A 24224-nucleotide genomic window follows, 5' to 3' on the forward strand; every position below is an offset into this window, starting at 1 on the left:
GCCGCCAGCACTTCCAGCACCGAAATAAAGGCCGGTTCGGAGAGCGCGTGGGTGTCTTTCCCGACATAGCAGGGTCCGGTGATCCCGTTCTTCGCGCGGTCTTCCGCAATCGCCTGCGCAATCGCCAGAATATGCGACTCATTGAAGTTGTGACGCCCGGCGCTGCCGCGATGGCCAGAGGTGCCAAACTTCACCGCATGTTCGGCGTTGCCCGCTTCCGGCTTCAGTACATAGTACTGCGCGGTCAGCTGAGCGACGTTAATCAAATCACTCTGTTGTGCAGGCTGACCCGCACGCTTATCGATTGCCATTGCCTGATCCTTCTGATGCAAGGTGAATAAAACTAAATCGTGCCGCAGACCTTCTCAATTAATTCCGCAGGGAACTGCATCGACTGCATGATGTGCTCAATCATGCTGCATTTACGGCCGGTATTGGTATTGGTGATGACCCACCACGGCGTACCAGGAACCTGTTTAGGCTTGGTCTGATTGCCGCTTTTCAGCAGGACTCGCGAATCTTCAGCAAAGTAGACACGGGTACGCCCGTGCAGAGACTCGGTGGCCTCAGCAAAGGCTTTGCCATCTAAGGAGTAGAGCGTAGTCAATACCAGCATAAAGCGGTTTACCGCGCGTTTTTGTTCGGCGTATTCATCAGATAACAGCAGCTCGCGCATCGCGCGGACTTTATCTTTCGCCGGATTCGCGGGCTTCACCTCTACGGCAGGCGTCGCTGCCGGGGCCAGGGCGGATTTCGCCACCGGTGCAGCAGGCTGGGAAACGGCGGAAAATTTCAGCATGCGCCGTAAAATGTCGGATGCACTCTCGCCGATATGCTGGGTGTGGCTGGCAATATAGCGATAGAGATCATCATCAACTTCAATTGTTTTCATCTTAATCCAGTACGATATCTTATTCTGAATACAAGTTGTCAGGATTATAAGGACAAATCCTGACCGCGGATAGCGTCAAACCAGGATGGCGGTAAAACTCAGATAGCTCTGGGTCTTGCAGCCGAATGGCAGAATGTCCAACATAATACCCTAACCCGACGGAGCGAAAAAAAGAACTTTGCCATGAAATTAAATAGCCGAGCGCAATCTGCACAAAACCCGCACAATAATTCCCCTGTCGTCCTGGTCCACGGCCTGTTTGGCAGCCTCGACAACCTGGGCATCCTCGCTCGCGACCTGGTCGCCGGCTACGATATTTTGCAGGTCGATATGCGCAACCACGGTCTTTCCCCCCGTTCGCCGGAGATGACCTACCCGGCGATGGCCCAGGATCTGCTCGATACCCTTGACGATCGCCAGATCGAAAAAGCGACCTTTATTGGTCACTCGATGGGCGGTAAAGCGGTGATGGCCCTCAGCGCCCTGGCGCCGGAGCGCATCGCTGGCCTGGTGGCGATTGATATTGCCCCGGTGGACTATCATATACGCCGCCATGATGAAATTTTTACCGCCATTAATGCCGTAACCGCCGCCGGGGCCAGCTCTCGCCAGCAGGCGGCGGCGGTGATGAGAGAGCATCTGCAGGAAGAAGGCGTGATTCAGTTTCTGCTGAAATCCTTCGTGGATGGCCAGTGGCGCTTCAACGTCCCGGTATTGTGGGATCAATACCCGCACATCGTGGGCTGGCAAACCGTGCCCGCCTGGCCCCATCCGGCGCTGTTCATTCCCGGAGGCAACTCCCCCTACGTGACCGATGAATATCGCGCCCCGCTGCTGGCGCAGTTCCCGCAGGCGCGGGCGCACGTCATTGCCGGCGCCGGTCACTGGGTGCATGCGGAGAAACCTGAAGCCGTATTGCGCGCAATTCGCCGCTATCTCGGCTCTTTAGCGGCGTAACTGGCTAAAAACTGCCCGACCGCGCGGCAGAATGCCCGTGGTCGTTGGCGCAGCGGTTCGCCTGATGTATTATGGCGCGCTATCTGTGTCGGCTATAGCCCGGCAACTTGTTTCCCCGAAGTCACTCTGAATCATGGCAAAAGAACAAACGGACCGTACGACATTAGATTTGTTCGCAACCGAGCGTCGCCCGGGTAGACCAAAGACCAATCCGCTTTCGCGCGATGAACAGCTGCGCATAAACAAACGCAATCAGCTCAAACGCGACAAGGTTCGCGGCCTGAAGCGCGTGGAGTTAAAACTTAACGCCGAGGCCGTTGATGCGCTCAATGAGCTGGCGGAAGCCCGCAATATGAACCGCAGCGATTTGATCGAAGAGATGCTGATGCGCCAGCTGGCGACCCTGCACAGCCAGGATAAAGTCTAAAAATCCTCAAAAACACGCTTTCATGTAGCAGAGTGTGCAGTCGGGCGTGATTGCTGTTTCCGCGCCCTCCCCTGTTCTGCTATGATTGCCGTTATCTGCGGGCATTACGCCACTACCACATCATTAAGTTTCAAGAGGTTATTTTACTCATGGCAATCATCGGCATCTTTTTTGGCAGCGACACTGGCAACACCGAAAATATTGCAAAAATGATTCAAAAACAGCTTGGTAAAGATGTTGCTGATGTTCACGACATTGCCAAGAGCAGCAAAGAAGATCTACAAGCCTACGACATTCTGCTGCTCGGTATCCCAACCTGGTACTACGGTGAAGCCCAGTGCGACTGGGATGATTTCTTCCCGACGCTGGAAGAGGTCGATTTCAACGGTAAGCTGGCGGCGCTGTTTGGCTGTGGCGATCAGGAAGATTATGCCGAATACTTCTGTGATGCGCTGGGTACCATTCGCGATATCATCGAACCGCGCGGCGCGACCATCGTTGGCCACTGGCCGACTGCTGGCTACCACTTCGAAGCCTCTAAGGGCCTGGCGGATGACGATCACTTCGTCGGTCTGGCTATCGATGAAGACCGCCAGCCGGAGCTGACCAACGAACGCGTCAGCCAATGGGTTAAACAGATTTCTGACGAGCTGCACCTCGAAGAAATCAAAAACGCCTGATAATTAAGCGGCGTTACCGTTAAGTTTCGCCGTATTAATAGATAGAAGCAATCAAACTAATAGCTACAAGTTTTTAACTTTTAATCACATATCTGTACAATGTCCTCTGATTTAACGAGGTCAGGTGACACAGTTTGTAGCTGATACCTCGTTTTTGACAGCATACAAGGCCCAATACTTGCAGTTTTCATTTAACGATGGCAGTTCTATAATGAGACGCATTGCATCGGGTGATTCTCTGTATTACTTCCGCTGATGGAAGTAGATCGTTTAGCAACAGGACAGATTCCGCATGACTGACAACAATACCGCATTAAAGAAGGCTGGCCTGAAAGTCACACTTCCACGATTAAAAATCCTGGAAGTCCTGCAGGAACCGGATAACCATCACGTCAGTGCGGAAGATTTATACAAGCGCCTGATCGACATGGGTGAAGAAATTGGTCTCGCTACTGTTTATCGCGTACTGAACCAGTTTGATGATGCCGGCATTGTTACCCGCCACAACTTCGAAGGCGGCAAATCTGTCTTCGAACTGACCCAACAGCATCATCACGATCACCTTATCTGCCTCGATTGTGGCAAAGTGATCGAATTCAGCGATGAGTCTATCGAAGCGCGTCAGCGTGAAATTGCCCACCGCCACGGCATCCGTCTGACCAACCACAGTCTGTACCTGTACGGCCACTGTGCAGAAGGCGACTGCCGCGAAGATGAACACGCGCACGACGCGGTGGAAAAATAATTTCCCGTAGTGCAAACAGCAAAAAGCCAACCGGCAGGTTGGCTTTTTTTATGCCCGGAGGCCTACCCTTTTCTTCGTGCGGTATGCTCATCCAGGGCGTGGGCAAACTGTTCCTCATCCCAGTTATTGTCAAGCGCTTCGAGCACCAATGTCTGCTGAGTTTTCGGCACCATTCCCCCTAACGGCGGATCGGTATCAAGATTCGTCGGGAATGAGTAACCCCGGGCAGCCACGGCAATCAGCGCCTGAAAATCTCCCGCGCGATATTGTCCGTGCTGAAGCTGCGGATAGATTTTTTTCAGCACCCGTTCATGGTTCACATCTTCCATCGGCACGCCGAACGCCGAGGAGACCTGCAAAAGATTAGCGGTACGAATCCAGTCAGCGGTCGTGTTGTTCCCGGCGGCATGAAACAGCGCCGGGTTAAAAAACAGCCCGTCGCCTTTTTGCAACGGCAGCTGCACGTAATGCTGGTTAAAGTAGTCGACGAACGCCGGCTGACGGTAGGCCATATAGCCGAGCTCATACTGATGCGAAAACGGCAGCAGGCGCGTCGGCCCCGACGCCAGCGGCATATCGCTATGCGCAACCGCCCCTTGTAGGGTCAAATACTGCGACAGGATCTGCACCGAAATGGGAAACTCTGCAACAAACTCGCTCTGCTGAAAGCCGAGATGATAATCGCGATGGGGCTGCTGCGCCTCTCCGCCAGGACGAACCTGATTAACCTGGGAGGTCATGCTCCACGCGGGCCCCAGCCACGCCTGACAAATTAACCCCAGCATTTCGTTGGCATAGTAGTCACAGAAGGTCCGCGGGCTACGCTCCGCCAGCTTTTGTAACGCATTCCAGATCCGGCCATTATTACCGGCGCGTGAAAAATGATCGGCCTGAACCCGGGTGCGAGACTCATCGGCCATGATGGTCTCGAACACCTCAGAGGCGCGGTCGATGACATCCATATCCTGATAAAGCCCGCGCACCACCAGCACTCCGGGACCGTAAGACAGCCCCTGATGCAGCTCACTTAATACCGCATGCTTATTGGCCGCCGCGGCCTGCGCTAATACATCATGGTCGTAAATCAGGATTTCTTCTGCGACTTCGCTGACCAGCGGATAGTCTTGCCTGTTAACCTGCTGCTGGCAGAAGGTGTTGAAATCCTCAACTGAGGCCCGTTCGGGTCGGATAAAATATTGCGATGTCATGAGCAGCTCCACGGGATAATGGGGACAGAGGGATATTATTTTTTTGTTCAACGTCTCGAAAACGAACGTTGTTAAGAAATAACTTAGCAGCTAGACTCCACATCAAGAACCTCAAAAACACCTCATAAAAACCTCATGTGATCGATGCCAAAATTTACCCAAAAGCAGATAGCCGCTCAGTCAGGACTGAGTCTCGCCACGATCGATCGGGCGCTACATAATCGGGGGCAGGTACACCCGCAAACGCTGCATCGTATTCAGCAGGCGCTGGCCGATCTGGAACTGCTGCAAAAGTCCGGGCTCGCCCAGGGGAGAACGCTCTATTTCGACGTCATCATGCATACCCCGGAACGCTTCAGCGAGCTGGTCAGGGAGGCGCTCAGCAGCCAGTTAGCCAGCTTCAACCCCTTTCGCATTCAACTTCGCTTCCACTGTTACGAAGACATCAGCGAGCGAGAGATGAACGCGCTGCTGAAAAAAAGCGCGCTCAGCAGCCACGGCGTGATTTTAAAGGCCATGAACTCTCCCTCTCTGGTCCCCACCATCGATGCATTGCTCAAACGCCGCGTTCCGGTTGTCACCATCGTGACCGATATTCCGTCCAGCGCCCGTCTGCGCTACATCGGTATGGATAATGTTGATGCGGGCCAAGCCGCGGCATTTTTGATGTCAAAATGGCTGGGCGCCGACAGTACCCAAATTGCAGCCGTCACCGGCAGCAACGACTTCATCGGTGAGCGGGAGCGTATTGCCGGATTTATCTCCGGAATTGAACAGTTTGCCCCGCGCAACAGCGTCAATGTCGTCGCCGGCGGATTGGGAATTGACCATCAGATGTACGCATGTCTGTGCCAGTACCTTGATGCTCATCCGCATACCGAAGCGGTCTATACCGTCGGCGGCGGCAACGCGGGAATTATCCGCGCCTTCGCGGAGCGAAACAGACGCATAAAGACCTTTATCGGCCATGATTTTGACCGGGAAAACCGGGCTCTGATGCAGGCGGGGAAAATCGATGCGCTGATAGAACACAATCTGCAGCTGGATGCGCAAACCGCATTCCGCTCCCTGCTGGCCTTCCATGGTTTTATCTCTGAGGCCGACTCGCTCAAACCCTATTCGCGGATCAACATCATCACCCGGTTCAATATGTATACCTGAAGGAAGATGCGCACTCGGTGAAGAATGCGCATCCACGTCGCCTCAGCGGTATGCTGGCGTGACCCACACCGATCCCTGCTCATGGCTGTCGACAACCGCATCGACAAACGCCACGCCTTTAAGCCCATCATATACCTGCGGTACGGCGGCCCCCGTCACGCTGAGCGCCTGCTGCGCCTCACGGCTATGCAAGGCTGCGGCGAAGCCGCTGTAGAGGTTGCTGAACGCCTCGATATAGCCTTCAGGATGGCCCGGCGGCGTGCGGGTACGCGCTTGCGTTAGCGCATCCAGATCCGCGCGCCCGCGCTTAATGATTTGCGTCACCCCTTCTAACGGAGTGAAAACCAGTTCGTTGGGTTGCTCCTGGAACCAGATCAAACTGCCTTTTTCGCCAAAAACCCGCAGACGCAGCGCGTTGGCGCAGCCGATAGCCACCTGCGAAGACCACAACATCCCACGCGCGCCGCCTTCATAGCGGATCAGCACATGCGCATTATCATCCAGAGCGCGGCCTTCAACAAAAGTGGCTAAATCCGCCAGCACGCTCTGCGCCTTCAGCCCCGTGACGTACCCGGCCAGATGGTAGGCGTGCGTGCCAATATCGCCAATCGACCCGCCGCGGCCGTTTTTCAGCGGGTCGACCCGCCAGGCCGCCTGCTGGTTATTCTTCAGCTCCACGCCGGTGGCCATCCACTCCAGTGGATATTCCACCTGCACGGTGCGTACCTTACCCAGCAGCCCTGCCGCGATCCGCGCACGCGCCTCCACAACCATCGGGTAACCCGAGTAGGTGTAGGTCACGCCGAGGAAACGCCCGGTTCGCGCCACGATCTCCTGCAGCGCCTCCGCCTCCGCCAGGGTGGTGGTGAGCGGCTTTTCGCAAATGACATCAATCCCCGCTTCAAGGCAGGCGCGGGCTATCGGGAAATGGGTAAAATTCGGCGTACAGATAGCGATGATATCAACGCCGTCCTCGCGGGCCGCTTCGGCGGCAATCATGCTCTGATAATCGCTATAGGCGCGATCTTCGGCGATCAAATTGTCGAGAGCAAACGCCCGTCCCCTTTCCGCATCGACGTCAAATGCGCCGGCCACCAGCGCGTAACGGTCGTCAAGCCGTGCGGCAAAGCGATGAATTCCGCCGATATAAGCCCCCTCTCCGCCGCCCACCATTCCTAAGCGAATACGCCGTCCCTGCAAAGTTTGTCTGCTCATTTTGCCCTCTTAAAGTCCGAGAATGCTTCGGTTTACCGAACGATCGGCATAGGATTTACAGAAATCATCAAAGGATTGATCGGTCACCTTTATGATGTGTTCCGCGATAAACTGCGCCCCCTCCCGGGCTCCGTCTTCCGGATTCTTAAAACAGCATTCCCATTCAAGAACCGCCCAGCCGTCAAAGTCATAGCCGGTCAGTTTTGAAAAGATCGCCCCGAAGTCGATCTGCCCGTCTCCCGGCGAACGAAAGCGCCCCGCCCGGCGACTCCACGGCTGATAGCCGCCATAGGCGCCGGTTTTGCCGTCCGGGCGAAACTCGGCATCCTTAACGTGAAATGCTTTAATGCGTTCGTGGTAATGGTCGATGTAGGTCAGGTAATCCATGCCCTGTAAGATCAAGTGGCTCGGGTCATACATGATGTTGCAGCGCCGGTGATTACCCGTTTTTTCCAGGAAACGCTCAAAGGTCAGTCCATCATGAAGATCTTCAGTGGGATGGATTTCGTAACACAGATCGACGCCTTGTTCATCAAAGGCGTTGAGGATCGGCGTCCAGCGGCGGGCCAGCTCGGTAAACCCCTCTTCAATCAACCCTTCCGGCCACTGCGGATAGGGGTAGAGATAGGGCCACAGCAGGGTACCGGAAAAGGTGACATGCTTCGTCAATCCCAGCCGCCGCGAAGCCTTTGCCGCCAGCAGCAGCTGCTCGCTTGCCCACTGCTGGCGCTCCCGTGGATTATTGCGCAGCGCCGGCGGGGCAAAGCTATCGGCAGGCAGATCGAAAGCCGGATGCAGCGCCACCAGCTGTCCCTGCAGATGGCTGGCGAGGTCGGTCAATGCCAGCCCGTGTTCATCGAGGACGCCCAGCACTTCATCGGCATAGATCTGGCTCTCCGCCGCGCGCCCGAGGTTAATCAGGCGCGAATCCCAGCTGGGAATTTCCACCCCTTTAAACCCTTTTGCTGCCGCCCAGCCGGCAATCGCGTTCAGCGAATGAAAAGGCGCTTCATCCCGGGCAAACTGCGCAAGAAAAACGCCAGGACCTTTCATCGTAAGCATAAAAACTCCGTAATAAAACGTGCACTAATAAACCTCATCAGTGCACTTATTGTGCGTTGACTGTCCCGTGATTAATGGGTCATAAATTTCTGATAATTTTCCGGGGTAATAAGCTGGAAGGGGATAAATTCAATATCTTTAACCTTTTCTCCTTTCGATATTTTCTCAGCCATATCGACGGCGCCGAAGGCCTGGGCTTTGGCATCCTGAAATACGGTAACAGTCATCATGCCGGTTTTCATGGCCTGCAGACCATTATTTCCGCCATCGGTCCCGCCCACCAGAATATCTTTACCAACCTTCATACCGTTGCTTTTAATCGCCATCGCCGCGCCGATAGCCATTTCATCCGCGTTGGCCGAAAGAATATCGATTTTTTGGCCGGTTAAGATCCAGTTATTCATCAGATTCATGCCATCTTCGCGCATCCATTTGGCGGTGTCCTCGAGCACCACGTGCATATTTGGGTGTTTGGCAATCACCTCTTTGGCCCCCTGGGTTCTGAAGCGGGTAGCGTCATTATTTAACAGCCCTTTCATAATCGCGACGTTGACGCTTTTGCGATCCTTTACCATGTCAGCGAGATACTGCATCTGCAGACGCCCGGCTTCGATTTCGTCGCTGCCGATATAGCTCACGCCGTCGCCCATTTTCGAATCAGAGGGCATACGGTTGAGATAGATTAGCGGGATCTTCGCCGCCCGGGCCGCCTCGGTAATATTTTTTGTCCCCTGAGTATCGACCGGGTTAACGATAATGACGTCGACCCTGGCATTAATAAAACTTTGCACCTGGCCAAGGGATTTATCGACCGCCCCCTGAGCATCTTCAAATTGCACTTTCATATCGGGATAGGTTTTTTCCCGTTCGGCAATATAACCGCGCAGCCGTGAAAGGAAAACATCATCCATTTGCGCCATCGTTACACCAACCTGAAGAGCCATGGCGGCAGGGCTGGCTAATAATGAGGCAAGGCACAGTAAGGTTATTTTTTTCATGTTCATCTTCCAGATAAATGATTAGCTTTAAATTTGCACCGAAAAATATAAATAAAATTTCCCGGTTCGTTACGTTGAATGGCTATATTCAGCAAAGCGTTCACCGTCCCACCATAGGGAAATAGCCAGCGGCATCAACTCATCCAGATATATTTTGTAGAAAACTGTTAATTCAATCTTACGACCTGCTGGGTATCCGCCGATAATTGTGCGGCGTCTGCCAGGGCTAATGCCGCACAGCCATCGTGAATATTCACCGGTACATCTCCCCCTTGTTTTACCGCACTGATAAACGCCGCCATCTCCAGACGATAGGCGTCGGTATAGCGTTGCATAAAGAAATTAAGCAGTGGGCCACGGACTTCCGTCTCTTGGGCGCCGTAGCGGCGTACGCTGGTCTCACGCTGATTGTCGTTAAGCAGCATGCCGCCCGCGCCAAAGGCTTCGATCCTCTGGTCGTAGCCATACACCGCCTGTCGGCTGCAGTTAATCTGACACTGCTTGCCGGAAGCGGTACGCAGCTGCACCATCACGGTATCGTAGTCGCCCAGCGTCTCCAGTTCAGGTGCAAACAGCCGGCTACCGCTGGCAAAGACTTCCACCGGCTCCTCGCCGAGGATCCAGCGCGCAAGATCGAAATCATGGATCGCCATATCGCGGAATATGCCACCGGAATGTTTGAGGTAGTTCATCGGGGCCAGGCCAGGATCGCGGCTGGTAATCAGCAGCTGATGCAGCTCGCCAATCTCTCCCGCCCGCAGACGCTGGTGAATTTCGCTAAAACCCGGGTCAAAACGGCGGTTAAACCCCAACATGACCCGGGAGGCATTTTCCCCCAGCGCCCGCTGGGCTGCGCGCGCTTTTTGAATATCCAGATCGACCGGCTTTTCACATAATACCGCCTTCCCAGCCTGCGCCGCAGCCAGCATCAGGCTCACGTGGGTATCCGTCGGCGTTCCGATCACCACCGCATCAATAGTCGGGTCGGCGATAGCCTCCAGCGGATCGCCTATCGCTCGTCCGCCATATGCCGCCGTCAGTTTCTGCGCACTTTCAATAAAGGGATCGGCAACCGCCGCCAGCACGGCATCGGGATGGCCTGCTACGTTAGCCGCATGAACATGGCCGATGCGCCCGGCGCCAAGGACAGCAACTTTTATCATGGTATTCTCCACAGGGTCTTCAGGCTTCAAGGTAATGGGTTCATCACCGCATTGATCGCCAGCACTTCAGGGTTGACGACCAGCGACGGTTCCAGACGTTCGTTGAAATAATCGATAATATTCTGCGCCGCCGATACCGACATGCGCATCGCCGCTTCGCCGGTCAACCCGGCGCTGTGTGGCGTCAGGATCAGGCGGTCTTTGTGTTCCAGCAGCACGGAGGCCAGATCCGCCGGTTCGCATTCCAGAACATCCAGCGCCGCCCCGCCGAGACGATTGGCGGCCAATGCGTCGGCCAACCCCTGCTCATCAATGATGCCCCCTCTGGCGGTATTAATGAGCAACGCTCCGGGTTTGAGCTGCGCCAGTTCCGTCCGGCCGATCAGCGGCCGATCGCCTACCCGCGGCAGATGTACAGTGACGGCATCCGCTTCCTGCAGCCCGGCGTCAATATCCCGAACCCGGGCAACACCGAGATCGGCAAACGCGCTATCGGCCACATAAGGATCCCAGGCCACCACCTTCATGCGAAAAGCCTGCGCGAGTCGGGCGACCTCCCTGCCAATACGGCCGAATCCGAGGATAAACAGCGTTCTTTCCGCCAGTTCGACGGCAGAAAAGGTGTTCCGACTGTTCCAGTCTCCTGCACGAATCGCCTGGTCGAAGTAACAGACCCGCTTCGCCAACGCGAGCAGCAGCGCGAGGGTATGCTCCGCCACCGAACGCGAATTCACATCGCCCACCACGGCCAGCGGAATGTGCCGGGCGCTCAGCGCTGCGATATCGACCGAGTCATAACCTACGCCGTGACGTGAGACGATCTTCAACTGCCGGGCATTCGCAATCTCTACGGCAGTCAGCGGCTGGGTACGAATCAATAAGGCATCGGCCTGCGGCAAAAACGGCGCATAGCTGTCAACGCTCACCGGCGAAATCAGTTCGACGGTAAATCCCGGGGCACGACGCAACAGCTCAATTCCTGCGGGATGAATTTTCCCGGCCACCAGAACATGCGGCATCAGTAACCCCCCTTCGGCGAAACGCTCCCGGCCGGCGAGGTATTCCCCTGCAGCTGGTGAAAGCGTTGAACGCTGGCGGCGGCGGCGGAACGCAGCAGCTGTACATCATTAGAGACGGTGACCAGATCGAATCCCCAGCTGACGGCCTTCGCCGCATATTCTGGCGTGCCGTTATGCAAACCGGCTCGCTTCCCGGCGCGGTGGGCCGCCGCGACAATTTGCTGGATTGCCGCGACGATCTCCGGCTCTTGCCGATCGAAGCCGGTGCGGTATTGACGTCCGGTCAGACCGAGGGTTAAATCCGCCGGGCCGATGTAAACGCCATCCAGACCGGGGGTATCGAGAATCGCGTCAAGATTGCGTACGGCTTCTGCGGTCTCAATCATGGCGAAGCAGACGACCTGCTCATCGGCATGCTGGCCGTAATCCTGGCCGGCGGAGAACGTCACGCGCGTTGGGCCAAAGCTGCGGCTGCCGGCAGGCGGATAGCGCACGCAGGAGACCAGCTCGCGCGCCTGCTCCGCGGTGTTAATCATCGGGCAGATAATCCCCCAGGCGCCGGCGTCCAGCGCCTTCATAATCATCCCCGGTTCCAGCCACGGGACGCGTACCATCGGCGCCACGCCGCTGGCGCGCATCGCCTGCAGCATCGGCCTGGCATCGTCATACCCGATAAAACCGTGCTGCAGGTCGATCGTCAGCGCATCGTAACCCTGCTCCGCCATGATTTCGGCACTGAAAGCACTGGCGATACTCAGCCACCCGTTCAGCACCGGTATCCCCGCCGCCCAGCAGGCTTTGATGTTATTCGTTTTCATCGCTGCTCCTTACACCACAATTTGTGCCAGCTTGACATTCATATAGTCGAGGAGACCTTCGCTTCCCCCTTCCCGCCCCATGCCACTGGCTTTAATGCCGCCAAACGGCGCTTCTGCCGCCGCCAGCGCATAGCTGTTGATCCCCACCATGCCGGATTCGAAACGCGCGACGGTTTCACGCATTCTGGCCGGATCACGAGTGAAGGCGTAGGCGGAAAGCGCAAAACCGCTATTGTTGACCCGCGCCCACAGGTCATCGTCATCGCCAAAAGAGGTGATGGCGGCAATCGGGCCAAAGTTTTCTTCGGCCAGCGCCCGCGCTTCATCCGGCAGGTCGGCAATAACCGTCGGTTCGAAGAAATAGCCGCCATTGCGCTCGATACGCCGTCCACCGGTCACCACCCGGCCGCCTTTACGCCTGGCATCCTCGACGATGCTTGCCATCTCCTCCAGACGGCGGGGATGAATCAGCGGCCCCATTTGCGTATCCGGCTCCAGCCCGTAGCCGACCTTCAGTCTGCTGGCGCGCGCGGCAAAGCCGTCGACAAATGCGGCATAGCAGCTCTCATGAACATAGAAACGATCGCAGGTCACACACACCTGACCGCTGTTGGCAAATTTGGTGGCTACCGAGAGATCCAGCGCCTTATCGATGTCGGCATCCGGCCAGACGATCACCGGTGCGTTCCCCCCCAGCTCCATGCTCAGGCGTTTGATTGTGGCAGCGGAGTCGCGGATCATCTGCTGCCCCAGCCGGGTCGACCCGGTGAGCGAGATCTTCTTCACCAGCGGCGAACTGACCAGCGGCTCGTAGGTGGCAGAGGTCGGCCCGATCACCAGATTCGCCACGCCGGCGGGCAGACCCGCCCGACGTAAGCATTCAAAAATCATCATCGCCGAACCGGGGACTTCACTGGAGGGACGTAGCACCACGGCACAGCCGGCCGCCAGGGCAGGAGCCAGTTTGCGTGCCACCAGCACCACGGGGAAATTCCAGGCGGTAAATGCGGCGACGATCCCCACCGGTTCATGGTGTACCTCCAGACGCCCGCCCGGCACGCGGCTTTCGATAATGCGGCCGTAGATACGCCGCGCCTCTTCGGCGTACCAGACAAACTGATCGACCGACAGCTCCCATTCACGTTTCGCCTGGGCCAACGGTTTACCGCTTTCCCGGGAGATCGTCAGCGCCGCCTCCGGCGCCATCGCCACCATTTCTCGCGCCACGGCCTGCAGGATATCGGCACGTTGCCAGGCAAGAGTTTCCCGCCAAAGCGCCAGCCCCTGCCCGGCACTACGCAGCGCATCCTGAGTATCGCTTTCTGCCGCCGCCGTAATCTGGCCGATAATCTGCCCATTACCCGGATCGCATACCTCGATCGATTCCGGACCGCTCCCCCGACGCCACTCTCCCGCAATAAACTGCCCATAATCGTCGTACATTGTTGTCATTCCTCCGCCTGCTTCACTGCCTTAAAATCACCATTAATTGCAAACATAGATTATAAGCAATGAAAATTGCAATGATGAATTTCATAGTCAGAACAAGGAAGAAAAAGTGCTTTTAGTCAATAAAAATCAGTAAGATAAAAAACGTTTTCGCAACATTTATTTCAAAATAAACAAAAATGAAAATTTATTTTTACGATAGATATCACAAATTTCACCCAAGTTTTTTCCCTGTTGCCGAACGATCGGATAGAAATAATTGCAGATGAGCTTTTACTCACAATTTTTATTGCAGTAAGGTGCAGGCACAACGGTGTACTGTTCAGGAAGGCGAACGAAATGAGTGAAAAGAAACACAACCCGGTGCCGGATAACACGATCCCTCATCGCAATTATGAGCAGGTCGTGAATGAAATCACCCGGCGCTATCCGCAGCTGTCGGAGCGCTTTCAGCAGGCCGCGCGTTACATTACGCAAAATCCAAATACCGTGGCGCTGGAGTCGATTAACGCCATTGCCGCGAAATGCGGCATGCACCCTTCCGTGCTGGTCCGTTTTGCTCAGGCGTTTGGCTATAGCGGATTTAAACAGATGCAAAGCGTCTTCCAGACCCGGCTGGCCACGGCGGCACCGGGATATAATGAGCGGATTACCGCTCTGGAAAACGATCTGAAAAAAAACCAGCAACAGGGCAATCTGGGCTTTTTGCAAAGCCTGGTGATCCGTGACATCGCAACCCTGCAGGAGCTATTAAGCAATGTCAGCGAGCAGGACCTGGATGTTACCGCCAAATTGTTAAAAGAGGCGGATACGATTTTTATCGCCGGCCAGTTACGTTCAGAACCGGTAGCGCAGCTGCTGCGTTATCTGCTCACCATGCTGAATCGCCGGGTTTGCCTGCTGGACTCCTCCGGGGGCCTGGCCCAACAGATAGCCAGCAATATGCGTGAAGGCGACGTACTGCTTGCCATCTCTTTTCGCCATTACGCCAAAGAGGTGATTGCCATCGCCGATGAAGCGGCCACCCGGCAGATCCCTGTCATCGCCATGACCGATAGCCAGCTTTCGCCGTTAGCCAAAAATGCCCGCGTTCTGTTTACCATCCCGGAAGAAGAGTACAGCTTCTCGCGTTCGCTGGCGGCCCCGGTGTGCCTGGCACAAAGCATTGCGATGGCATTGGCCTCGGCGCTTTCGCCGGAGGAAGCAGAACCACGGATTGAAACGCTGACTGAACAAGCTCAGCACGCAAGCATGGGGCGTAAACGCCAGCGCGACTGAGGATTAATATTTACCCTCTCTCCCGGCCTGCCGGGAAGGGGTGGCCACAGCCTTTTTTTACAACTTTTATTGCTTAGACAAAATAAAAAGCAATGATTGTTGTCACCCGTAACCAGGATGTCCTTAAACGGCATCCCCTTTTAGAGTGAGTAAAAACATGGCTACTGTTCGTTGTACGGCGGCTCAGGCAATAGTGCGTTATCTGAGCAATCAGTTTACTGAAGTGGACGGGAAACAGGTTCCTCTCTTTCCGGGGGTCTATGGCATTTTTGGTCATGGTAACGTCACCTGTTTAGGGGAAGCCCTGGAGGCCGCACAGGAAACCCTCCCGACCTGGCGTGGACAGAACGAACAGTCCATGGCATTTGCCGCCGTAGGTTTTGCTAAGGCGATGGTTCGGCGACAGATTATGGTGGTAACCGCCTCGATCGGCCCTGGTACGACTAACCTGCTGACGGCGGCAGGTGTCGCCCATACCAGCCGCTTACCCCTGCTGATGATCTGTGGCGATAGCTTCGCCCGCCGTCGTCCGGACCCGGTGATGCAGCAGGTGGAACACTTTAACGACCCCACCCAAACGGTTAACGACGCTTTCAAAGCCGTCAGCCGCTACTGGGATCGCATTACCTACCCGGAGCAGCTCCTCTCCTCTCTGCCGCAGGCGGTCGCCACGATGCTCGATCCCGGCGACTGTGGTCCGGCGTTTATCGGTATCTGCCAGGATGTTCAGGAGATGGCGTCTGACTATCCGGAAGCCTTCTTTCAGCCGCGGGGGCATCATGCGGCGCGCCCACGGGCCGATCGGGTACAGCTGGCCCTCGCCGCAGAACGGCTGCAGCGGGCGGAACGGCCGTTAATCATCGCCGGCGGCGGAGTGCGTTATTCGCAGGCGGAAATCGCCCTCGAGAATTTCGCCAGAGAACATAGGATCCCGATGGTGGAGACCATTGCCGGCAAAGGCACCTTCACTCATCACCATCCGCTGCACATGGGCCCGATTGGCATTCTCGGTTCCACTTCCGCCAATGAGCTGGCGGCGAATGCCGATGTGATCCTCGCTATCGGCACCCGGCTGATGGATTTTGTTACCGGCTCGTGGACCGTATTCAGCCATGACGCGCAGTTTATTACCCTCAACGCCGCGCGTTTCGACGCGCATAAGCACCAGTCGCTGCCGCTGGTGTGCGACGCTCGTGAAGGACTCAATGACCTACACGCGGCGCTGGGCAGCTGGCGAGCGGACGCGGCATGGCTGGAGAGGGGGCGTCAGGCTTTCGTGAAGTGGAATGCGCTGATCGCCGAAAAACAGGAACCGACTCCGGCAGAAGGTGACCCGACCTACGCCCAGGTCGTGGGTATCGTCAACGCGCAGGCGGCGCCGGAGGACTACATCATCAGCGCCGCCGGCGGGCTACCGGGCGAGCTGGTTAAAGGCTGGCGGGTGAAAAACCCCGGTACTTTCGACTGTGAATTCGGCTTCTCCTGCATGGGTTACGAGCTTTCCGCGGGCTGGGGCGCCGCAATGGCGGGCCTCGATCGCGATGTCTTCGTGATGATCGGCGACGGCACCTACATGATGATGAACTCGGATATCTACTCCAGCGTCCTCTCCGGGCATAAATTTATCCTGATCGTCTGCGATAACGGGGGATATGCGGTGATCAACCGCCTGCAAAACGCCAAGGGCGGCGCATCGTTTAATAACCTGCTGAAAGATTGCCGGGTGCAGGAGCCTTTTCATGTCGATTTTGTCGCGCACGCGCAGTCAATGGGCGCCTGCGCCCGCAAGGTCAATACGCTGGCAGAGCTGGAAACGGCCATTCAGTGGGCGAAAGGAAACGACCGCACGACCGTCATCTCTATCGCCACTCATCCCTATAGCTGGACGCCGGGCGATGCCTGGTGGGATGTCGGGGTGCCCGAAGTCAGCGCCCGTGAATCCGTGAATCAGGCCTACACCGAACATCTTACCGGACGCCAACAGCAACGTGTCGGCTTCTGACAACAATACAACATGCAGAAAAGGTGAACGATCATGAACAATTTCGCAGGCAAAGTCGCCGTTGTCACCGGTGGTACCCAGGGTGTGGGTGCCGCTATCGCTCGTCAGCTGGCCGAGAATGGCGCCAGCGGCATCATTATCTGTGGCCGAAACCAGGATAAAGGGCGTGCCGTCGCCGACGAGATTATGAGTCGTACGACAACCCAGGTGACGTTCGTACGTGCCGATCTCTCTTCGGTAGAAGATTGTCGGGCGGTGATCGCCAAAGCAGACGAGCTATTCAAGCGGGTGGATGTGCTGGTCAATGCCGGCGGGATGACCGACCGGGGATCGATTCTCGATACCACGCCAGAGCGTTTTGACAGCATTTTCGCCACCAACGTACGTGGCCCGTTCTTTCTGATGCAGGAGGCCATCAAAGTCATGCGCCGGGAAAACATTGCCGGTAGCATCGTCAATATCTGCTCTATGTCGTCCCTGGCAGGTCAACCGTTTATTGCCGCCTACTGCTCTTCAAAAGGCGCGCTGGCGACCTTAACCCGCAACACCGCCTACGCGCTATTGCGCAACCGGATCCGCGTGAACGGATTGAATATTGGCTGGATGGCCTCGGAAGGTGAGGACCGTATCATGAAGACCTACCACGGAGCACAGGATGACTGGCTGGAAAAAGCCGCCGCCGCACAGCCCTTTGGTCGTTTGATTCAGCCGGAAGAGGTCGCGCGCGCGGTCGCCTTCCTCGCCAGCGATGAGTCCGGGTTAATGACCGGATCGGTGATTGAATTCGATCAGTCCATCTGGGGCGGTTACGATCAGTCCCCTGCTCCGGCCGCGCCGCTGTAAACCGGATTGCGTGCCATGAAAAACGCCCGATGGTCAACATCAGGCGTTTTTACCGACAGGGTCTGGCGCCCGCGATCAGGGCCTGGTATTGTTGCTGCGGATCTCTTTCCAGATGCGATCGCAACGCGCTTTCACCGCCTGATCATTGCCGGTGCGGGTCGCCTGAATACATTGCTGGTAATCCAGTACCCGCACGCTTTCCTGGTTTGCAAACTGCTGATGCTGCTTTTCTTGTCTCAGCACGTCCAGCACGCTCTGGCAGGCCTCAACTTTGTCCGGGTTCCCTTCCGCCGTATTGATACAGGCGCTGTAGGCATCTTTTAACTTCGTATCTTCTTGCGGTGCGGGGGACTGCGTACAGGCCACCAGACCCGATGCCATCACGGCGATGAGCAATAGCTTCTTCATATTCGACCTCTCAGGCTTGCGGCAGATTTATACCTGCCGCAACGGCATCAGAAAATAGTGAACGGGGCAATAACCATGAACTTAACGTCACGCTCGTCCTGGAAGATGTTGCCGTAACCGCCGCTCCAGCTTGGGATATCGGAGTGGTTGTCGTATTGGGTGAAGTGCAGTTTGAACAACGTCCCTTTCGCGCGGCCGTCCTGGACGGTGTACATGGCATCGAGGCTATAGGCGGACTCTTCCAGGCGTTTGTCCGGGTTGTAGTAAGCGTCCGGCGTGGACATTTTGCCCGGTTTAGCATCCCACGCGTAAACGTATGACGCGCCGAACGCCCAGCCCGGCATATTCCAGTTTTTCATGTCATACATCGCGCCGAAGAACACCGCCTTTTCACCGTTGGCGTTAAAGTCGGAGCGGTTATCCCACCAGATATCAAGACGACCGTTGGAGGAGGCATAGGTTGGGGTCATACGCTGCAGGAAGTAACCCTGCTGGCCGTCCGCTTTGACCCAGGTGCCTTCCAGACGCAGATCGAGGACATCGGCAACCTTGTAGCCAAAGGTCAGCGCCTGCAGCCAGGCGGTGCCGTCGTAAATATCGTTCGCGCCGCCGTTGCTGACTTTGTCGCGGGTGCCGTAGAACTGGTAGCTGGTATTTAACGGCGTTCCGGCAATATCAAATTTATAGCTGGCTTTGGCAAAGTACTGATCGATATAGCCCTGCGCCTGGCCAAATGCCGCTTCCAGCACAAGGTCATTTTTAAAATCGTATTTGGCGCCTAAAGAGTGCAGATAATCGACTTTGGTTTTCTTGTCATTTTGATAGAAATCATCCATCTCAATGTGCCACGGCGCTTTATATTCGTTCGTCCACATATAGGAGAAACTCAGCGCACCGGCGTCACCGTAATCAAAATTGGCCCCGGCTTCCGCCCCCTGATAGGTCCCCGGCATAAAGCTCCAGTGCGGAGCCAGCAAAGTTTGCCCGGTCGGCTGAATATAGCCGGCACGCGCCCACGCAGGGCCGAATTTAAATTTGGCCGCCGCCTTATACAGGCTGATCCCGCTCTTATCGCCGGAGTAATCTTCGTCGTAGCCTTTATTGATAGAAGAGAAGGCAATTTCGTTCGGGTGACCGCTTTCACTACTTTCCGCCATTTCAATTGCGGTAAAGGCAGCCACATCAATACCAAACATATCAGCGGCATAGCCGGACTGGAAATCCAGATTGGCGTTCCAGGTCGAATGGGAAAGGTTGGTTTTGTACTTGTCGCCGTCGGTCACATCTTTCCGGTCACGCTCACGCTGCCAGTAATAGATACCGCCGGTTAATGTGGAATCATCGATAAAACCTGCTGCGCTGGCCTGCGGAACAACGATCCAGCCCGACATCGCGGTGACGGCGGCAATAGCCAACGCCAGCGTACTACGTTTGCCACTAAACGTACGCATGTGCATATCCTCTTTGACGTTTTAAAAACGCGGAGCCAAAGGCAAACCGCGAAAAAATAAATAAGACAGCTAAAAAGTGGTGCGGTAAAAAGCCACATAACCACTATTGATAGACTATTTTTCGTGACGCGAATTATCAATCTCTTTCGCCGATCAAAGCTTAAGATTATGACAAAGCGCACATATTCTATTTCTTTTTGTTACATTCTTAGATGTCATGCGTTTTGCGTGGAAGGGCTTGCTAAATCAAGGAAAAAAGAGGAAATGAAAGCGCTTACAGCTGTTTTAGCGTGCCAGCGTAGATAATAAATTCGTGCAGAAATGACAAGCTGCAAACGGGATTAATTCGCATCGCGAAAATAACCCGACTTAATTTCCTGATTCTGAACTAAAAAAAACGCCGCTGGGTGCGGCGTTTTTTACACTGATAGTACAGCGATAGGACGACAGGAAATTTACTCGCCGACTTTCGCCCAGGTATCACGCAGACCGACGGTGCGGTTAAACACCAGATTGGTTGCGGTTGCATAGCGGCTGTCGAGGCAGAAGTAACCTTCACGCTCGAACTGGTAGGCCATGCTGGCTGGCGCCTGCGCCAGGCTCGGTTCAGCGAAACCGTGCTTAATCACCAGCGACTCAGGGTTCATCACCGCCAGGAAATCGTCCTCGGCGCCCGGGTTAGGCACGCTGAACAGACGATCGTAGAGACGGATTTCCACCGGCAACGCGTGAGCGGCGCTCACCCAATGGATAACGCCCTTCACCTTGCGGCCATCAGCTGGATCTTTACTCAACGTTTCGGCGTCATAGGTACAGAAGATGGTGGTAATCTTGCCTTCCGCATCCTTCTCCACGCGCTCGGCTTTGATCACGTAGGCATTGCGCAGACGGACTTCTTTACCCAGCACCAGACGCTTGTACTGCTTATTCGCTTCTTCACGGAAGTCGGCACGGTCGATCCAGATCTCCGCGCTGAACGGGACTTCACGGCTGCCCATCTCCGGCTTGTTCGGATGATTTGGCATCGTCACCATTTCACTCTCGCCCTGCGGATAATTTTCGATGACCAGTTTGACCGGATCGATGACCGCCATCGCGCGCGGCGCGTTTTCGTTGAGATCTTCACGAATGCAGGACTCCAGCGACGCCATCTCGATGGTATTATCCTGTTTGGTCACGCCAATGCGTTTGCAGAACTCACGGATGGACCCGGCGGTATAGCCGCGACGACGCAGACCGGAAATGGTCGGCATACGCGGGTCATCCCAGCCTTCCACGTGCTTCTCCGTCACCAGCTGATTCAGCTTACGCTTGGACATCACGGTGTATTCGAGATTCAGACGCGAGAATTCGTACTGACGCGGGTGAACCGGAATGCTGATGTTATCCAGCACCCAATCATACAGACGGCGGTTGTCCTGGAACTCGAGGGTACACAGGGAGTGGGTAATGCCTTCCAGCGCATCGCTGATGCAGTGCGTGAAGTCGTACATCGGGTAGATGCACCACTTGCTGCCGGTCTGATGGTGATCGGCAAATTTAATGCGATACAGCACCGGATCACGCATCACGATAAACGGCGAAGCCATATCGATTTTCGCGCGCAGGCAGGCTTTACCCTCTTCAAAACCCCCGGCACGCATTTTTTCAAACAGCGCCAGGTTCTCTTCTACGCTGCGATCGCGGTACGGGCTGTTTTTGCCCGGCGCTTTCAGCGAACCGCGGTACTCGCGAATTTCATCCGCGGACAGTTCGTCTACGTATGCCAGACCTTTGTTAATCAGTTCAATGGCATACTGGTGCAGTTGATCGAAATAATCAGACGAGTAGCAAACTTCCCCGGACCAGTGGAAACCTAACCACTGCACGTCGTTTTTAATCGACTCAACGTATTCGATATCTTCTTTCACCGGGTTGGTGTCATCGAAACGCAGGTTGCATTGGCCCTGATAGTCCTGAGCAATACCAAAGTTCAGGCAAATAGACTTCGCGTGGCCAATGTGCAGATAACCGTTCGGCTCCGGCGGGAAACGAGTATGAACGGTGGTGTGCTTACCAGTAGCCAGATCTTCATCGATAATCTGGCGAATAAAGTTAGTCGGGCGGGCTTCTGCCTCACTCATCGTGGGTTCCTCAAAGCGTAAACAACATATAACGGCACATGATCTTACAAGCAGGACGTTGAGACAACTATTAGTTACGGAAAATACCTATCTGAAGAAGATTATGGGGTCATTTGCGGTAAAAAAAAGCGGCGGAGGTTTCCCCCCGCCGCTCAGGCATAAACGCTACTCAGGAGCCTTACTTGCCTTTAATCTCATACAGCGGCGTCTGGCCAGCGACAACCTGACCGCTTGCCTGAATCACCAGCGCACTGTAATCATCGCTGTTGCTGCAGACGACCGGGCTAATCATCGAACGGGCGTTGGCGTTGAGGAACGCCAGATCCATTTCCAGAATCGGCTGGCCTGCGGTGACGGTTGCCCCCTCTTCGACCAGGCGTTTGAAGCCCTGGCCGTTCAGCGCAACGGTATCGATACCCATATGGACCACGATTTCCGCCCCGTTTTCCGTTTCCAGACAGAACGCGTGGTTGGTATTGAAAATCTTCACCACGGTCCCGGCGGCCGGAGCCACAACGGTTTTGTCGGTCGGTTTCACCGCCACGCCGTCGCCTACCGCTTTGCTGGCGAATGCTTCATCCGGCACCTGCTCCAGCGCAACGATGTCGCCGGTAATCGGTGACACCAGCGCGGCGATGGTTTTGACATTTGCGACCGCCTGCGGCTTAGCCGTCGCAGCGGCCGCGGCCGGTGCAGCGTTGGCTTCTGCCGCCGCCACGGGTCCCGTCGTTTTCATCGCGTTAGCGATTTTTTCCGCCACGAAGCCGACAATAATCTGTACGCTGGTTTTATTCAGGCGAATGACGCCAGACGCGCCCAGACGTTTCGCCAGCGCTTCGTTGACCAGAGAGGAGTCCTTAACGTTCAGACGCAAACGGGTGATACACGCATCGATACCGGTCAGGTTGTCAGACCCGCCGACGGCTGCGATGTACTGACGCGCCAGCCCCGAGACATCCTGCTCTTTATCACCGCTGACATTCACGTCCTGACCATCCGCTTCGCTACCGGCAACGGCCAGCTCGCGACCCGGGGTCATCAGGTTGAATTTGGTGATGGTGAAGCGGAAGACCACGTAGTAGATAACGAAGAATACCAGGCCCTGCGGGATCAGCATCCACCAGTGGATCGCCAGCGGGTTACGGGACGACAGCACCATATCCACCAGACCGGCGCTGAAGCCGAAACCGGCAATCCAGTGCATGCTGGCAGCGATGAACACGGAGATACCGGTCAGCACCGCGTGAATCACATACAGCACCGGAGCAACGAACATGAAGGAGAATTCCAGCGGTTCGGTGATACCGGTAAAGAAGGCAGCAAACGCGCCCGCCATCATGATACCCAGCACTTTCGCCTTGTTCTCAGGACGCGCGCAGTGATAGATGGCCAGCGCCGCGCCAGGTAAACCAAACATCATGATCGGGAAGAAGCCAGCCTGATAGCGACCGGTGATCCCGACAACCGCTTTACCTGCTTCGATGGACTGAGCGCCGCCGAGGAAGTTAGGGATATCGTTAATACCGGCAACGTCAAACCAGAACACGGAGTTCAGCGCATGGTGCAGACCGACCGGAATGAGCAGACGGTTGAAGAACGCATACACGCCCGCACCGACGGAACCCAGCTTCTGGATATGTTCACCGAAGTTCACCAGACCGTCGAAGATCACCGGCCAGATGTACATCATGATGAACGCGACAACGATCATCACAAAAGAGGTGAGGATCGGCACCAGCCGGCGGCCGCTGAAGAAGGAGAGTGCTTTCGGCAGTTCAACGCTGCTGAAGCGGTTATACAGCTCCGCAGAAATGATCCCCACGAGGATCCCCACGAACTGGTTGCTGATCTTCCCGAATGCCGCTGGAACCTGATCCGCCGGAATCTTCTGGATCATGGAAACCGCAGCCGGAGAGCAGAGCGTGGTCAACACGAGGAAGCCCACAAAACCGGTTAGCGCCGCCGCGCCGTCTTTATCTTTGGACATACCATAAGCCACACCAATGGCAAATAGTACGGACATGTTGTCGATGATCGCGGAACCGGATTTAATGAAGAACGCCGCCAGCGCGTTGTCTCCACCCCAGCCTACCGGGTCAATCCAGTAACCGACGCCCATTAATATCGCTGCCGCCGGCAGCGTGGCGACCGGCACCATAAGCGCGCGGCCAACCTTTTGTAGATAACCTAGAATACTCACTTTATTCCCCCTATGAGACCCCGATAAGGCTCATTCAAAGCCACTTTTTTATTGTGTAACCAGGTTGGTTTTTTAACTTACTTGCAAAGTGTGTGGAAAATTAATTCGTATCGCAAATTAAATGC

Annotated in this window: 21 protein-coding genes and 2 pseudogenes; 9 read left to right on the top strand and 14 right to left on the bottom strand. The window is 55.6% G+C overall.

The window, feature by feature from the left end; genetic code table 11:
• Both ACI2JR_RS08875 and seqA read right to left on the bottom strand, forming a co-directional pair.
• Nucleotides 1-311, bottom strand: a pseudogene (locus ACI2JR_RS08875) (phosphoglucomutase, alpha-D-glucose phosphate-specific); the annotation flags it as partial.
• A gap of 32 nt (nucleotides 312-343) precedes the next feature.
• The gene (gene seqA, locus ACI2JR_RS08880) at nucleotides 344-892 is read right to left on the bottom strand and encodes a replication initiation negative regulator SeqA (RefSeq protein ID WP_132728982.1); all 549 of its coding nucleotides are present in this window, start codon (nucleotides 890-892) and stop codon (nucleotides 344-346) included.
• 183 nt (nucleotides 893-1075) lie between these two features.
• Here seqA and ybfF point away from each other — a divergent pair, with 183 nt between their 5' ends.
• The 4 genes from ybfF (at nucleotide 1076) to fur (ending at nucleotide 3701) form a co-directional block, all read left to right on the top strand.
• Nucleotides 1076-1849 (top strand): esterase, encoded by a 774-nt coding sequence (gene ybfF / locus ACI2JR_RS08885; RefSeq protein WP_462478358.1) that lies wholly within the window; start codon nucleotides 1076-1078, stop codon nucleotides 1847-1849.
• Nucleotides 1850-1982: 133 nt separating this feature from the next.
• Nucleotides 1983-2276 carry a LexA regulated protein gene (gene ybfE, locus ACI2JR_RS08890; protein WP_132728976.1) on the top strand — a complete coding sequence of 98 codons (294 nt, stop codon included), beginning with the start codon at nucleotides 1983-1985 and terminating at the stop codon, nucleotides 2274-2276.
• A 149-nt stretch (nucleotides 2277-2425) separates the two neighbouring features.
• Nucleotides 2426-2956, top strand: coding sequence for a flavodoxin FldA (gene fldA / locus ACI2JR_RS08895; RefSeq protein WP_207896629.1), 531 nt, complete (start codon nucleotides 2426-2428; stop codon nucleotides 2954-2956).
• A gap of 292 nt (nucleotides 2957-3248) precedes the next feature.
• On the top strand, nucleotides 3249-3701 hold the full coding sequence (fur, locus tag ACI2JR_RS08900; RefSeq protein WP_004859602.1) for a ferric iron uptake transcriptional regulator: 453 nt from the start codon (nucleotides 3249-3251) through the stop codon (nucleotides 3699-3701).
• Between the two features lie 62 nt (nucleotides 3702-3763).
• Here fur and ACI2JR_RS08905 read toward each other — a convergent pair whose 3' ends face one another.
• Nucleotides 3764-4909 (bottom strand): phytanoyl-CoA dioxygenase family protein, encoded by a 1146-nt coding sequence (locus tag ACI2JR_RS08905; RefSeq protein ID WP_462478359.1) that lies wholly within the window; start codon nucleotides 4907-4909, stop codon nucleotides 3764-3766.
• A 144-nt stretch (nucleotides 4910-5053) separates the two neighbouring features.
• On the opposite strand from ACI2JR_RS08905, the gene ACI2JR_RS08910 reads away from it, so the two are divergent.
• Nucleotides 5054-6070, top strand: a complete 1017-nt coding sequence (locus ACI2JR_RS08910; RefSeq protein ID WP_462478360.1) for a substrate-binding domain-containing protein — start codon at nucleotides 5054-5056, stop codon at nucleotides 6068-6070.
• A 42-nt stretch (nucleotides 6071-6112) separates the two neighbouring features.
• On the opposite strand, the gene ACI2JR_RS08915 is transcribed toward ACI2JR_RS08910, so the two are convergent.
• The 7 genes from ACI2JR_RS08915 to ACI2JR_RS08945 form a co-directional block, all read right to left on the bottom strand.
• Entirely contained in the window at nucleotides 6113-7285 is a 1173-nt protein-coding gene (locus ACI2JR_RS08915) for a Gfo/Idh/MocA family protein (protein WP_207896627.1), read from the bottom strand.
• 9 nt (nucleotides 7286-7294) lie between these two features.
• Nucleotides 7295-8347, bottom strand: a complete 1053-nt coding sequence (locus tag ACI2JR_RS08920) for a sugar phosphate isomerase/epimerase family protein (protein ID WP_462478361.1) — start codon at nucleotides 8345-8347, stop codon at nucleotides 7295-7297.
• Between the two features lie 71 nt (nucleotides 8348-8418).
• Entirely contained in the window at nucleotides 8419-9345 is a 927-nt protein-coding gene (locus ACI2JR_RS08925) for a substrate-binding domain-containing protein (protein WP_462478362.1), read from the bottom strand.
• A 167-nt stretch (nucleotides 9346-9512) separates the two neighbouring features.
• Nucleotides 9513-10508 (bottom strand): inositol 2-dehydrogenase, encoded by a 996-nt coding sequence (gene iolG, locus ACI2JR_RS08930; RefSeq protein WP_462478363.1) that lies wholly within the window; start codon nucleotides 10506-10508, stop codon nucleotides 9513-9515.
• A gap of 26 nt (nucleotides 10509-10534) precedes the next feature.
• Nucleotides 10535-11527 (bottom strand): hydroxyacid dehydrogenase, encoded by a 993-nt coding sequence (locus tag ACI2JR_RS08935; protein WP_462478364.1) that lies wholly within the window; start codon nucleotides 11525-11527, stop codon nucleotides 10535-10537.
• Complete coding sequence (locus ACI2JR_RS08940; RefSeq protein WP_132728960.1) at nucleotides 11527-12345, bottom strand: HpcH/HpaI aldolase family protein; 819 nt, start codon at nucleotides 12343-12345, stop codon at nucleotides 11527-11529. Before ACI2JR_RS08940 ends, ACI2JR_RS08935 begins: the two co-directional genes overlap by 1 nt.
• Nucleotides 12346-12354: 9 nt before the next feature.
• Complete coding sequence (locus ACI2JR_RS08945) at nucleotides 12355-13788, bottom strand: NAD-dependent succinate-semialdehyde dehydrogenase (RefSeq protein ID WP_132728958.1); 1434 nt, start codon at nucleotides 13786-13788, stop codon at nucleotides 12355-12357.
• Nucleotides 13789-14133: 345 nt separating this feature from the next.
• On the opposite strand from ACI2JR_RS08945, the gene ACI2JR_RS08950 reads away from it, so the two are divergent.
• The 3 genes from ACI2JR_RS08950 to ACI2JR_RS08960 all read left to right on the top strand — a co-directional run bounded on the left by ACI2JR_RS08950 (nucleotide 14134) and on the right by ACI2JR_RS08960 (nucleotide 17917).
• Complete coding sequence (locus ACI2JR_RS08950; protein ID WP_462478365.1) at nucleotides 14134-15072, top strand: MurR/RpiR family transcriptional regulator; 939 nt, start codon at nucleotides 14134-14136, stop codon at nucleotides 15070-15072.
• A 157-nt stretch (nucleotides 15073-15229) separates the two neighbouring features.
• Nucleotides 15230-17074 carry a 3D-(3,5/4)-trihydroxycyclohexane-1,2-dione acylhydrolase (decyclizing) gene (gene iolD / locus ACI2JR_RS08955; RefSeq protein ID WP_462478366.1) on the top strand — a complete coding sequence of 615 codons (1845 nt, stop codon included), beginning with the start codon at nucleotides 15230-15232 and terminating at the stop codon, nucleotides 17072-17074.
• A 33-nt stretch (nucleotides 17075-17107) separates the two neighbouring features.
• A complete protein-coding gene (locus ACI2JR_RS08960) occupies nucleotides 17108-17917 on the top strand; it encodes an SDR family oxidoreductase (protein WP_462478367.1) in 810 nt (269 codons plus the stop codon).
• 75 nt (nucleotides 17918-17992) lie between these two features.
• Here ACI2JR_RS08960 and chiQ read toward each other — a convergent pair whose 3' ends face one another.
• A complete protein-coding gene (chiQ, locus tag ACI2JR_RS08965; protein ID WP_462478368.1) occupies nucleotides 17993-18325 on the bottom strand; it encodes a ChiQ/YbfN family lipoprotein in 333 nt (110 codons plus the stop codon).
• Nucleotides 18326-18372: 47 nt separating this feature from the next.
• The gene (gene chiP, locus ACI2JR_RS08970) at nucleotides 18373-19776 is read right to left on the bottom strand and encodes a chitoporin (RefSeq protein WP_462478369.1); all 1404 of its coding nucleotides are present in this window, start codon (nucleotides 19774-19776) and stop codon (nucleotides 18373-18375) included.
• A 60-nt stretch (nucleotides 19777-19836) separates the two neighbouring features.
• Between chiP and ACI2JR_RS08975 the strand changes: the two are divergent.
• Nucleotides 19837-20031 (top strand): annotated as a pseudogene (locus ACI2JR_RS08975) (methionine synthase); the annotation flags it as partial.
• A 200-nt stretch (nucleotides 20032-20231) separates the two neighbouring features.
• On the opposite strand, the gene glnS reads toward ACI2JR_RS08975, so the two are convergent.
• Nucleotides 20232-21899 carry a glutamine--tRNA ligase gene (glnS, locus tag ACI2JR_RS08980; RefSeq protein WP_462478370.1) on the bottom strand — a complete coding sequence of 556 codons (1668 nt, stop codon included), beginning with the start codon at nucleotides 21897-21899 and terminating at the stop codon, nucleotides 20232-20234.
• A gap of 178 nt (nucleotides 21900-22077) precedes the next feature.
• A complete protein-coding gene (gene nagE / locus ACI2JR_RS08985; protein WP_462478371.1) occupies nucleotides 22078-24099 on the bottom strand; it encodes an N-acetylglucosamine-specific PTS transporter subunit IIBC in 2022 nt (673 codons plus the stop codon).
• Nucleotides 24100-24224: the final 125 nt, after the last annotated feature.

Origin of the sequence: Klebsiella sp. NPDC088457 (genome assembly GCF_044900465.1) — a bacterium.
GTDB lineage: Bacteria > Pseudomonadota > Gammaproteobacteria > Enterobacterales > Enterobacteriaceae > Klebsiella.

Bases quoted from the DNA above. Each gene is read 5' to 3' on its own strand.
- iolG (WP_462478363.1), bottom strand. From the start codon at position 10,508: ATGATAAAAGTTGCTGTCCTTGGCGCCGGGCGCATCGGCCATGTTCAT.
- ACI2JR_RS08920 (WP_462478361.1), bottom strand. From the start codon at position 8,347: ATGCTTACGATGAAAGGTCCTGGCGTTTTTCTTGCGCAGTTTGCCCGG.
- ACI2JR_RS08905 (WP_462478359.1), bottom strand. From the start codon at position 4,909: ATGACATCGCAATATTTTATCCGACCCGAACGGGCCTCAGTTGAGGAT.
- ACI2JR_RS08960 (WP_462478367.1), top strand. From the start codon at position 17,108: ATGAACAATTTCGCAGGCAAAGTCGCCGTTGTCACCGGTGGTACCCAG.
- ybfF (WP_462478358.1), top strand. From the start codon at position 1,076: ATGAAATTAAATAGCCGAGCGCAATCTGCACAAAACCCGCACAATAAT.
- ACI2JR_RS08940 (WP_132728960.1), bottom strand. From the start codon at position 12,345: ATGAAAACGAATAACATCAAAGCCTGCTGGGCGGCGGGGATACCGGTG.
- ACI2JR_RS08935 (WP_462478364.1), bottom strand. From the start codon at position 11,527: ATGCCGCATGTTCTGGTGGCCGGGAAAATTCATCCCGCAGGAATTGAG.
- ACI2JR_RS08925 (WP_462478362.1), bottom strand. From the start codon at position 9,345: ATGAAAAAAATAACCTTACTGTGCCTTGCCTCATTATTAGCCAGCCCT.
- ACI2JR_RS08915 (WP_207896627.1), bottom strand. From the start codon at position 7,285: ATGAGCAGACAAACTTTGCAGGGACGGCGTATTCGCTTAGGAATGGTG.
- glnS (WP_462478370.1), bottom strand. From the start codon at position 21,899: ATGAGTGAGGCAGAAGCCCGCCCGACTAACTTTATTCGCCAGATTATC.
- chiQ (WP_462478368.1), bottom strand. From the start codon at position 18,325: ATGAAGAAGCTATTGCTCATCGCCGTGATGGCATCGGGTCTGGTGGCC.
- seqA (WP_132728982.1), bottom strand. From the start codon at position 892: ATGAAAACAATTGAAGTTGATGATGATCTCTATCGCTATATTGCCAGC.
- iolD (WP_462478366.1), top strand. From the start codon at position 15,230: ATGGCTACTGTTCGTTGTACGGCGGCTCAGGCAATAGTGCGTTATCTG.
- ACI2JR_RS08910 (WP_462478360.1), top strand. From the start codon at position 5,054: ATGCCAAAATTTACCCAAAAGCAGATAGCCGCTCAGTCAGGACTGAGT.
- chiP (WP_462478369.1), bottom strand. From the start codon at position 19,776: ATGCGTACGTTTAGTGGCAAACGTAGTACGCTGGCGTTGGCTATTGCC.
- fur (WP_004859602.1), top strand. From the start codon at position 3,249: ATGACTGACAACAATACCGCATTAAAGAAGGCTGGCCTGAAAGTCACA.
- ybfE (WP_132728976.1), top strand. From the start codon at position 1,983: ATGGCAAAAGAACAAACGGACCGTACGACATTAGATTTGTTCGCAACC.
- ACI2JR_RS08950 (WP_462478365.1), top strand. From the start codon at position 14,134: ATGAGTGAAAAGAAACACAACCCGGTGCCGGATAACACGATCCCTCAT.
- ACI2JR_RS08945 (WP_132728958.1), bottom strand. From the start codon at position 13,788: ATGTACGACGATTATGGGCAGTTTATTGCGGGAGAGTGGCGTCGGGGG.
- fldA (WP_207896629.1), top strand. From the start codon at position 2,426: ATGGCAATCATCGGCATCTTTTTTGGCAGCGACACTGGCAACACCGAA.